Raw genomic sequence first — 10,490 nt, forward strand, 5'->3', positions numbered from 1 at the left:
AGAGATTTGAAAAAACCACTAGAATTTAGTCGAATAACAATAGCTTGAATTTATTCAAGCGTACAATATACGATGAAGAGTTTGATCCTGGCTCAGGATGAACGCTAGCGGCAGGCTTAACACATGCAAGTCGAGGGGTATAGTTCTTCGGAACTAGAGACCGGCGCACGGGTGCGTAACGCGTATGCAATCTACCTTTCACAAAGGAATAGCCCAGAGAAATTTGGATTAATACCTTATAGTATATATGAATGGCATCATTTATATATTAAAGATTTATCGGTGAAAGATGAGCATGCGTCCCATTAGCTAGTTGGTAAGGTAACGGCTTACCAAGGCAACGATGGGTAGGGGTCCTGAGAGGGAGATCCCCCACACTGGTACTGAGACACGGACCAGACTCCTACGGGAGGCAGCAGTGAGGAATATTGGACAATGGGCGCAAGCCTGATCCAGCCATGCCGCGTGCAGGATGACGGTCCTATGGATTGTAAACTGCTTTTATACGAGAAGAAACACTCCGACGTGTCGGAGCTTGACGGTATCGTAAGAATAAGGATCGGCTAACTCCGTGCCAGCAGCCGCGGTAATACGGAGGATCCAAGCGTTATCCGGAATCATTGGGTTTAAAGGGTCCGTAGGCGGTCAGATAAGTCAGTGGTGAAAGCCCATCGCTCAACGGTGGAACGGCCATTGATACTGTCTGACTTGAATTATTAGGAAGTAACTAGAATATGTAGTGTAGCGGTGAAATGCTTAGAGATTACATGGAATACCAATTGCGAAGGCAGGTTACTACTAATTGATTGACGCTGATGGACGAAAGCGTGGGTAGCGAACAGGATTAGATACCCTGGTAGTCCACGCCGTAAACGATGGATACTAGCTGTTGGGAGCAATCTCAGTGGCTAAGCGAAAGTGATAAGTATCCCACCTGGGGAGTACGTTCGCAAGAATGAAACTCAAAGGAATTGACGGGGGCCCGCACAAGCGGTGGAGCATGTGGTTTAATTCGATGATACGCGAGGAACCTTACCAAGGCTTAAATGTAGATTGACCGGTTTGGAAACAGACTTTTCGCAAGACAATTTACAAGGTGCTGCATGGTTGTCGTCAGCTCGTGCCGTGAGGTGTCAGGTTAAGTCCTATAACGAGCGCAACCCCTGTCGTTAGTTGCCAGCGAGTCATGTCGGGAACTCTAACGAGACTGCCAGTGCAAACTGAGAGGAAGGTGGGGATGACGTCAAATCATCACGGCCCTTACGCCTTGGGCTACACACGTGCTACAATGGCCGGTACAGAGAGCAGCCACTGGGTGACCAGGAGCGAATCTATAAAACCGGTCACAGTTCGGATCGGAGTCTGCAACTCGACTCCGTGAAGCTGGAATCGCTAGTAATCGGATATCAGCCATGATCCGGTGAATACGTTCCCGGGCCTTGTACACACCGCCCGTCAAGCCATGGAAGCTGGGGGTGCCTGAAGTCGGTGACCGCAAGGAGCTGCCTAGGGTAAAACTGGTAACTAGGGCTAAGTCGTAACAAGGTAGCCGTACCGGAAGGTGCGGCTGGAACACCTCCTTTCTAGAGCCCGAATGTTAGTTGTGTAAACAACACTTTTGGGAAAGAAGACGAAAGTTCGAGAAGGAAACAAATGTTGAAATTATATTACTCTTGCTGTTAGTTCAAATAATACCATTTAAGAATAAGAGTGTCTCGTAGCTCAGCTGGTTAGAGTACTACACTGATAATGTAGGGGTCGACAGTTCGAGTCTGTCCGAGACAACTATTTTAGACTTAAATAAAAGAAGAAATTCTAGAGTTGAGGCGTTATGAAAGTATTTCATAATTCATAATTCACAATTCATAATTAGATTGGGGGATTAGCTCAGCTGGCTAGAGCGCCTGCCTTGCACGCAGGAGGTCAACGGTTCGACTCCGTTATTCTCCACAAGATGTTGAAATAAATTCAGCATAAAAGTTCATTGACATATTGAGATAAGAAAATAATAAAAAGTAGAAAGCATTTTTTGCTTGTTTATTTATAGACAAGTAAAAGAAACGGCACATTTTAAATAATGTGTTGGTACAATAAGCAAAATAAGGGCGTATGGGGGATGCCTTGGCTCTCAGAGGCGATGAAAGGCGTGATAAGCTGCGAAAAGTTACGGGGATTGGCACACACGATATGATCCGTAAATACCTGAATGGGGCAACCCACTATGTTGAAGACATAGTACACCGATAGGTGGGCAAACCCGCTGAACTGAAACATCTAAGTAGGCGGAGGAGAAGAAAACAAAAGTGATTCCGTAAGTAGTGGCGAGCGAACGCGGATTAGCCCAAACCAATGTTGTTACGGCAATATTGGGGTTGTAGGACCACGTTATTTGTTGCGGATAGAATTAGAATCTACTGGAAAGTAGAGCCAAAGAAGGTGATAGCCCTGTATAAGTAATAGAAGATAACGATAGTGGTATCCTGAGTAGGGCGGGACACGAGAAATCCTGTCTGAATTTGGCGGGACCATCCGCTAAGGCTAAATACTCCTGAGAGACCGATAGTGAACCAGTACCGTGAGGGAAAGGTGAAAAGAACCGTGAATAACGGAGTGAAATAGATCCTGAAACCATACGCTTACAAGCGGTCGGAGCCCTTTCGTGGGGTGACGGCGTGCCTTTTGCATAATGAGCCTACGAGTTAACGTTGCTGGCAAGGATAAGTGGTTAAGCCACGGATCCGTAGCGAAAGCGAGTCTGAATAGGGCGCTTTAGTCAGTAGTGTTAGACGCGAAACCGTGTGATCTACCCATGGGCAGGATGAAGCTGTGGTAACACATAGTGGAGGTCCGAACCGGTTGACGTTGAAAAGTCTTCGGATGACCTGTGGGTAGGGGTGAAAGGCCAATCAAACTCGGAAATAGCTCGTACTCCCCGAAATGCATTTAGGTGCAGCGTTATGCGTAAAGTTATATAGAGGTAGAGCTACTGATTGGATGCGGGGGCTTCACCGCCTACCAATTCCTGACAAACTCCGAATGCTATATAATGTTTCATAACAGTGAGGGCTTGGGTGCTAAGGTCCAAGTCCGAGAGGGAAAGAACCCAGACCATCAGCTAAGGTCCCCAAATATATACTAAGTTGAAAGAACGAGGTTTGTCTGCCCAGACAGCTAGGATGTTGGCTTGGAAGCAGCCATTCATTTAAAGAGTGCGTAACAGCTCACTAGTCGAGCGGACGAGCATGGATAATAATCGGGCATAAGTATATTACCGAAGCTATGGATTTAGAGTTTACTCTAAGTGGTAGGGGAGCATTCTCACAGGGTAGAAGGTGTATCGTAAGGTATGCTGGACCGGTGAGAAAAGAAAATGTAGGCATAAGTAACGATAATGCGGGCGAGAAACCCGCACACCGAAAGACTAAGGTTTCCACAGCTATGCTAATCAGCTGTGGGTTAGTCGGGACCTAAGGCGAACCCGAAAGGGACAGTCGATGGACAACGGGTTAATATTCCCGTACTAGTTATTACTGTGATGGGGTGACGGAGTGATGAAAGCGCCGCGAACTGACGGAATAGTTCGTTGAAGTACCTACCTATAAGCTGCGCAGGCAAATCCACGCGGCTTGGGGAAATACGATAGTACTCGGAGTCTTCGGACAAAGAGATAGTGCGCCTAAGGGCTTCCAAGAAAAACCTCTAAACTTCAGGTAATAAGTACCCGTACCGCAAACCGACACAGGTAGTCGAGGAGAGAATCCTAAGGTGCTCGAGAGATTCATGGCTAAGGAATTAGGCAAAATAGACCCGTAACTTCGGGAGAAGGGTCGCCAGCAGCAATGCTGGCCGCAGTGAAGAGGTCCAGGCGACTGTTTATCAAAAACACAGGGCTCTGCAAAATCGTAAGATGAAGTATAGGGCCTGACACCTGCCCGGTGCTGGAAGGTTAAGTGGAGATGTTATCTTCGGAGAAGCATTGAAATGAAGCCCCAGTAAACGGCGGCCGTAACTATAACGGTCCTAAGGTAGCGAAATTCCTTGTCGGGTAAGTTCCGACCTGCACGAATGGTGTAACGATCTGGACACTGTCTCAGCCATGAGCTCGGTGAAATTGTAGTAGCGGTGAAGATGCCGCTTACCCGCAGTGGGACGAAAAGACCCTGTGCACCTTTACTATAGCTTAGTATTGACCTTGGACAAATGATGTGTAGGATAGGTTGGAGACTGTGAAGTGGCGTCGCTAGGCGTTGTGGAGTCATTGTTGAAATACAACCCTTTGTTTGTCTGAGGCCTAACCCCGCTATGCGGGGGACATTGCTTGGTGGGTAGTTTGACTGGGGTGGTCGCCTCCAAAAGAGTAACGGAGGCTTCTAAAGGTTCCCTCAGTACGCTTGGTAACCGTGCGTAGAGTGCAATGGCATAAGGGAGCTTGACTGAGAGACATACAGGTCGATCAGGTACGAAAGTAGAGCATAGTGATCCGGTGGTTCCGCATGGAAGGGCCATCGCTCAAAGGATAAAAGGTACGCCGGGGATAACAGGCTGATCTCCCCCAAGAGCTCATATCGACGGGGGGGTTTGGCACCTCGATGTCGGCTCGTCACATCCTGGGGCTGGAGAAGGTCCCAAGGGTTGGGCTGTTCGCCCATTAAAGTGGCACGCGAGCTGGGTTCAGAACGTCGTGAGACAGTTCGGTCTCTATCTACTGTGGGCGCAAGAAATTTGAGTGGATCTGATTCTAGTACGAGAGGACCGAATTGGACAAACCTCTAGTGTATCTGTTGTCACGCCAGTGGCATCGCAGAGTAGCTACGTTTGGAAGGGATAAGCGCTGAAAGCATATAAGCGCGAAACCCACCACAAGATGAGATTTCTTTTAAGGGTCGTAGGAGATGACTACGTTGATAGGCTATAGATGTAAAGGCAGTAATGTCATAGTCGAGTAGTACTAATAACCCGTAAGCTTATGTACGCTTTTCCCCGGGGCAACCCGGGGAAGAAACTTTCTAATACTTTTTATTTTCTTTATCTCAGTATGTTAAGATATTATGTGATTGGTGTTTATAGTAGTATAAACAACATTACAGTAATTGCCCAAAGCAATTATAACCTCTTAAGGTGGTTATTGCGGCGGGGCTCACCTCTTCCCATCCCGAACAGAGTAGTTAAGCCCGCCTGCGCAGATGGTACTGCAGTTATGTGGGAGAGTATGTCGTCGCCTTTCTTTAAAGAAACCTATTCATTTATTTGAATAGGTTTTTTTTTGCCCTCTTTTTAAATAATATCAATTAGTACTACTGAGGATTGTTTAAATCAAACTAATCTGCTTTTATAAATGGTAAAAAGCTAAGGTCCAAAACTTCCTTTAATTAATATTTCTTGATCACGTTAAGAATAGATTAATTTATTATCCGGACAAATAAGTTGGGATCATGAACTGGAGAAAAGACTCAGAGATGCCAAGTTAGAGCGAGATATATTAAAAAAAGCAATAGGTATTTTTTCCAAGAGCGGTCGATGATTTATAGTTTCATTAAAAAAAATGAACAACTATTCCCAATTAAAAAAATGTTTAAAGTTCTAAAAGTGAGTAGGGGAAGTTATTAACGATGGAAAAAACAAATAATCACCGCAATACAAGAACTGAAAATTGCCATAAAAATACAGATAACATTGATTTATTTTGAATCCAAGCAACGATATGGAAGTCCTATGGTAACAAGAACTTCATAGTTTTGGTTATAAAATTTCAAGAATTACTGTAGCAAAATATATGAAACAGTTAGGCTTGCGAAGTAAATTAAGTAAGAAATTCAAATTTACAACCAACTCAAAGCATAATTATTTAATCTTTGAAAACATATTAAACAGAAGGTTTTTTGTAAAAATGCCATCAAAAGCTTTGGTTTCGGAAATCAAATATATCCAAACAAAAGAGGATTTTGTATACTTGACAACTATTATAGATTTATACTATAGAAAAATTATAGGTTGGAGTTTGAGTGATGGAATGAGTACAGATTAAACTACGCCTGGAGCTTGGAAAATGGCAGTTAAAACCGAAATATTGAGGAAGGCTTGATTTTTCATTCTGACAGAGGTGTCCAATATGCCAGCAAAAAGTTTGTAAATGTTATTGATTCCTATAAAAAGTAACCCGTAGTATGAGCCGTAAAGGAAATTGTTGGGACAATGCAGTAGCGGAAAGCTTTTTTAAATCCTTGAAAACTGAATTAATTTATGGAAACAAACTGATTTCTAAAGAACAAATGAAACAAGAAATCTTTGAATATATTGTAATTTGGTACAACAGAAAAAGGAGACACTCTGCTTTGAATTATGCAACTATTGAAAAATTTAACAATCAAATTAATTACAAAAATGTAGCTTAACTTAATGTGCAGTTTTTATTTGCATGTCCAATTAAAACTTGTACTGATATTTTTTTTTTAAGAATAATTTTAAGTTTTAAATTTTTTTAACAATACTAAATAGATATTTATTCTATAATAAAATTAACTCATTTATTAAATATTAACATTGTCAGTTTAGTACATTGTTTAATTTATATGTGTTAATTATATTTTTTTTTAAAGAGTAGTGATAATAAATTCACTTCTTCTGTTTATTTGATGCTCTTCTTCAGTACAGCCTATACCATCGGGGCATTTCTTTAGTAATTGTGTTTTGCCATATCCTTTCCCAGTTAATCGGTGTTTATTAATACCATTTTTAATTAACCACTTAATAGTAGATTGAGCCCTATTATTAGATAGAGTTTCATTATATTCAAATGTTTGACGACTATCTGTGTGAGATCTTATATCGAGTGTCATATTTGAATTTTGATTTAAAACATCTAATATTTTTTCTAAATCAAATGATGCTCGTGGACTAATATCTGATTTGTTTACATCAAAATGAATCATTTGTATGCCAAAACATTTACCTAAATCATCACCAATACTAACTTTACATTTATCATTTTCTAATGCAATTGATAAGTATTTTTTTGTGTTTTCGTCAGAAACGATAACCTTCTGTTCTTTAGTGATATACGATAATTTTTGTGCTCTTATATAATATACGTTACCAACTTGAGTTGTAAAAGAGTATTTACCTTGATTATCTGAAATAGTTGTTTTTAGGTTATTAAATTGTTCATCAAATAAAGTTATTTTTGTTTCAGGAAGTAATTTTTCAGTTATGATATCAATAATTTCACCACTTAATAATTGTTCGGAAGTAATTTTTTTTAGTTCTAAAAATTTATAAATATCATCATTCCCTATACCTCCTTCTCTATTGGATGTAAAAAAGCCCCTTCTTGATTTTGTATCTATAAAATAAGCAAAATCATCTTTTGAGGAGTTAATATTAGCTCCTACATTTTGTGGAATACCGAAAGAATTATCAAAATTAATATTGGAAACAAAGATATCTAAACCTCCTAAACCAGGATGGCCATCTGATGCAAAATAAATTTCATTAACATCGTTTACATATGGAAAGGTTTCTCTTCCTTCAGTATTGATTGCTGAACCTAAGTTTTCGGGGCTACTGTAAGTACCATCATCGTTTATTTTAACTTTGAATAAATCGGATTGGCCTATGGTACCAGGCATATCAGATGTAAAATAAAGTACCTTATTATCTGAGCTTAAACATGGATGTGCGGTACTATAATTATTACTATTAAAAGGGAGTTCGCTTATTTTAGACCAAATTTCATTTTCGAGAGTGGCTTTATATATCTTAAGTAGAGTTATTTTATTAGCATCCTTACCCTTTTTTCCATTTAGATAATTATTTCGAGTAAAATACATTGTTTTTCCATCATTTGTAAAAGTAGGAGTAGATTCATGGAATTTAGAATTAACATTTGCATCAAACTTTTGAGGCTTATTCAGAGTCATATTTTCTCTTATATCACAAGAATACAAATTTGTAAAATATGAATTTGTCAATTTATGTTTTCTTTGTCCTAAACTTCCTGTATCTCTTGCAGATGCAAATACAATTTTATTGGAATAAATCGTTGTGCCATAATCAGAATATTTAGAATTTATTCCAGCGTTCTCAATTTCAAATCTTCCAGAATTAGCTTTTATTATCTCAAGATAATTTCTTCTTTTTATCAGCGTGTTTTGATCTTCATCGTTTCCCGATTTTCGATTGAATAATTCTAATAATTTGTTTGCTTTATCATTTTGACCAATAAAGTCCAATGATTTGCTATAGCGAAAATAATACTCAGGTTCTAAATTTATTGTTTTCATCTCAAATAATTCAGAATACCATTTAGTAGCCTTTATAAAGTCTGCATTGAAATAATAGAAATCACCTAATTTTTTTATTGTAGCAGCCGATTTGTACCCTTTTTCAGCAGCTTTTTCATAGGTTTGTATTACACTGATGTTAGTAAAAGTATTATATTTTTTTTCAGTCAATTTATCCTTTTCTTTTTGGGAGTACGTACTAAATGTAAAAGCACTTAAGAAGATTACATAAAAGAGTATTTTATTTTTCATAATAATTTTTTAAAAGAATCTTGGAGTTATTATGGCAGCATTATTTTTAAATATTTCATAACGTAAAAATATTTCATGTGAACCAGAATTATAGTTATTTAATCTAGTTGTTTCAAGGTCGTATCCATAGCCTATATACATTCCGTCAGAAATCTGAAAACCAACCATAGCACTCATCGCGGAACTCCATCTGTAAGCTACTCCAAGCACAAGTTTCTCATTAAACATAAAGTTACCTGAAATGTCTACTTGAAGTGGTGTTCCAACTGCAAGCTTAGTTAATACAGCTGGCTTAAATTTTAAAGTGTTATTTATATCAAAGACATATCCCCCTATTAAATAATAATTTATTTTTTCTTTGAATATTGCAACCTCATTATCATTATACCGTTCAGATTCAATAAAGTTAGGAACTGAAAGGCCAACATACGCTTTATCGGAATGCAAATAAATTCCTGCGCCAATATTTGGAGATAATTTATTATTCATATTTTGTAGAGTTGGATCTTCGGTGTCCTTAGGCTCTAGTTTTGTTACATCTAAATTAAATAAATTGGCTGTTGCTTTAATTCCAAATGCAAGTTTGAAATATTCTGATATAGAAATAGTATAAGAGAAATCAGTAGAAATAGAATTTTCATTGGTTGGTCCTATCTTATCATTAATAAAAGAAATCCCTAGCCCAAGATTCTTATTGTTAAGGGGAGTGTTGACCGCTGCAACATTTGTAACTGGAGCCCCATCTAAACCAACCCATTGGGTACGATGCATGGCAAAAACACTCATTGTCCCCCTTGATCCTGCATATGCTGGATTTATATTAATTGTATTATACATGTATTGCGTATATTGAACATCTTGTTGTGCAAATCCCATACAAGAGGTCAATATTAAAAACATTAAAAATACTTTTGTTCTCATAGTAGATTTTTTTGTTGTGATTGAGCGAAAACTTTAAAAAAGATCCATTAGGTCAGTTTAGAATAATGTCAATGCTATTTAGGTTAAAATTATTGTTAATTTACTTTCAAACTCAGAGTAAAATTTAAATTTTTTAAAGATTAAAATCATTCAATTTTACTTACTCAAGTACAAATATCCATCTAATTTTTTTATTACTATTTTACCATTTCCGTCAACAGAGCTGTAATTTAAGATATAAAAATAAGTTCCAGTTGGCAAACCTGAAGACTGATTAACGGTTGTTCTTCCATGAGATATACCTTCAAAATAATTTGTTTGATTATTGTAATTTTTAGTTTTAAAAACTAATACGCCCCATCGATTATATATTTCAACCGTATTTTCAGGATAACAAGTTATATCTTCAATATTATCGATTACAAATACTTCATTTACTCCATCACCATTTGGAGAAAAAGCATTGTGTACTTTAATATCTCCACACCCTAAAACGATACAATCGTCATTTATAGCAATAGTTAATAATATACTTAATGGACATGTTTCACCATTAACTCTATATTCAAAAACTTTATCTCCTAAAGTTAAACCAAAGGGTGATAGTATATTTCCTTGTAGTTTCCCCGTATTATTAACATCTATCCATATACCATTTTTTGGAGTTCCTTCAGGTAATAAATTAAATATATTGATTGTTGAAGAGTCGCCACTACATGCAGAACTAGCAATTGTTACAGGACTATTTAGAAGACTAACATTTATTGCTTGAGTAAATTTGGAAACATTTCCACAAGAATCAGAAACAGACCATTCCCTAACAATTGAATAGGAGCTTTCAGTACTGCTAATAATTTTCTCTGAAAATACTGCTGGAGAAATTGTTGAACAATTATCGAGAAAAACAAGTACTGGCTTCAATGGAATAGCATCACAACTTACATTGATATTTGATGCAAATGTAGTTGTTGTTGTGGGACCATTAGTATCCTTAATATTTATAGTTTGCGATGCATTTGCAGTATTACCACAAGCATC

Annotated in this window: 5 protein-coding genes, 2 tRNA genes and 3 rRNA genes; 7 read left to right on the plus strand and 3 right to left on the minus strand. The window is 38.1% G+C overall.

What is annotated here, in order from left to right:
* Positions 1-69: 69 nt before the first annotated feature.
* The 7 genes from AC0608_RS11885 to AC0608_RS11915 all read left to right on the plus strand — a co-directional run bounded on the left by AC0608_RS11885 (position 70) and on the right by AC0608_RS11915 (position 6,392).
* Positions 70-1,583, plus strand: a 16S ribosomal RNA gene (locus AC0608_RS11885).
* Positions 1,584-1,711: 128 nt separating this feature from the next.
* Positions 1,712-1,785: transfer RNA gene (locus AC0608_RS11890), tRNA-Ile, on the plus strand.
* Positions 1,786-1,876: 91 nt separating this feature from the next.
* Positions 1,877-1,950, plus strand: a tRNA-Ala gene (locus AC0608_RS11895).
* 138 nt (positions 1,951-2,088) lie between these two features.
* Positions 2,089-4,972, plus strand: a 23S ribosomal RNA gene (locus AC0608_RS11900).
* 142 nt (positions 4,973-5,114) lie between these two features.
* Positions 5,115-5,224: ribosomal RNA gene (gene rrf, locus AC0608_RS11905) — 5S ribosomal RNA — on the plus strand.
* Together the 16S, 23S and 5S rRNA genes with 2 tRNA genes alongside form the textbook arrangement of a ribosomal RNA operon.
* 549 nt (positions 5,225-5,773) lie before the next feature.
* Positions 5,774-6,025: a hypothetical protein gene (locus AC0608_RS11910; RefSeq protein WP_478289192.1), complete on the plus strand. Its 252-nt coding sequence runs from the start codon at positions 5,774-5,776 to the stop codon at positions 6,023-6,025.
* Positions 6,026-6,164: 139 nt separating this feature from the next.
* Positions 6,165-6,392, plus strand: coding sequence for an IS3 family transposase (locus tag AC0608_RS11915; RefSeq protein ID WP_478289193.1), 228 nt, complete (start codon positions 6,165-6,167; stop codon positions 6,390-6,392).
* A gap of 198 nt (positions 6,393-6,590) precedes the next feature.
* Here the strand turns inward: AC0608_RS11915 and AC0608_RS11920 are convergent, their stop codons facing one another.
* The 3 genes from AC0608_RS11920 to AC0608_RS11930 all read right to left on the minus strand — a co-directional run.
* Positions 6,591-8,531: an OmpA family protein gene (locus AC0608_RS11920; protein WP_478289194.1), complete on the minus strand. Its 1,941-nt coding sequence runs from the start codon at positions 8,529-8,531 to the stop codon at positions 6,591-6,593.
* 9 nt (positions 8,532-8,540) lie between these two features.
* Entirely contained in the window at positions 8,541-9,452 is a 912-nt protein-coding gene (locus AC0608_RS11925) for a PorP/SprF family type IX secretion system membrane protein (protein WP_478289195.1), read from the minus strand.
* Between the two features lie 156 nt (positions 9,453-9,608).
* Positions 9,609-10,490 (minus strand): T9SS type B sorting domain-containing protein (locus AC0608_RS11930; protein WP_478289196.1); only part of this gene is annotated, 882 nt, incomplete at its 5' end.

The organism is Flavobacterium sp. GNP008 (assembly GCF_056428965.1).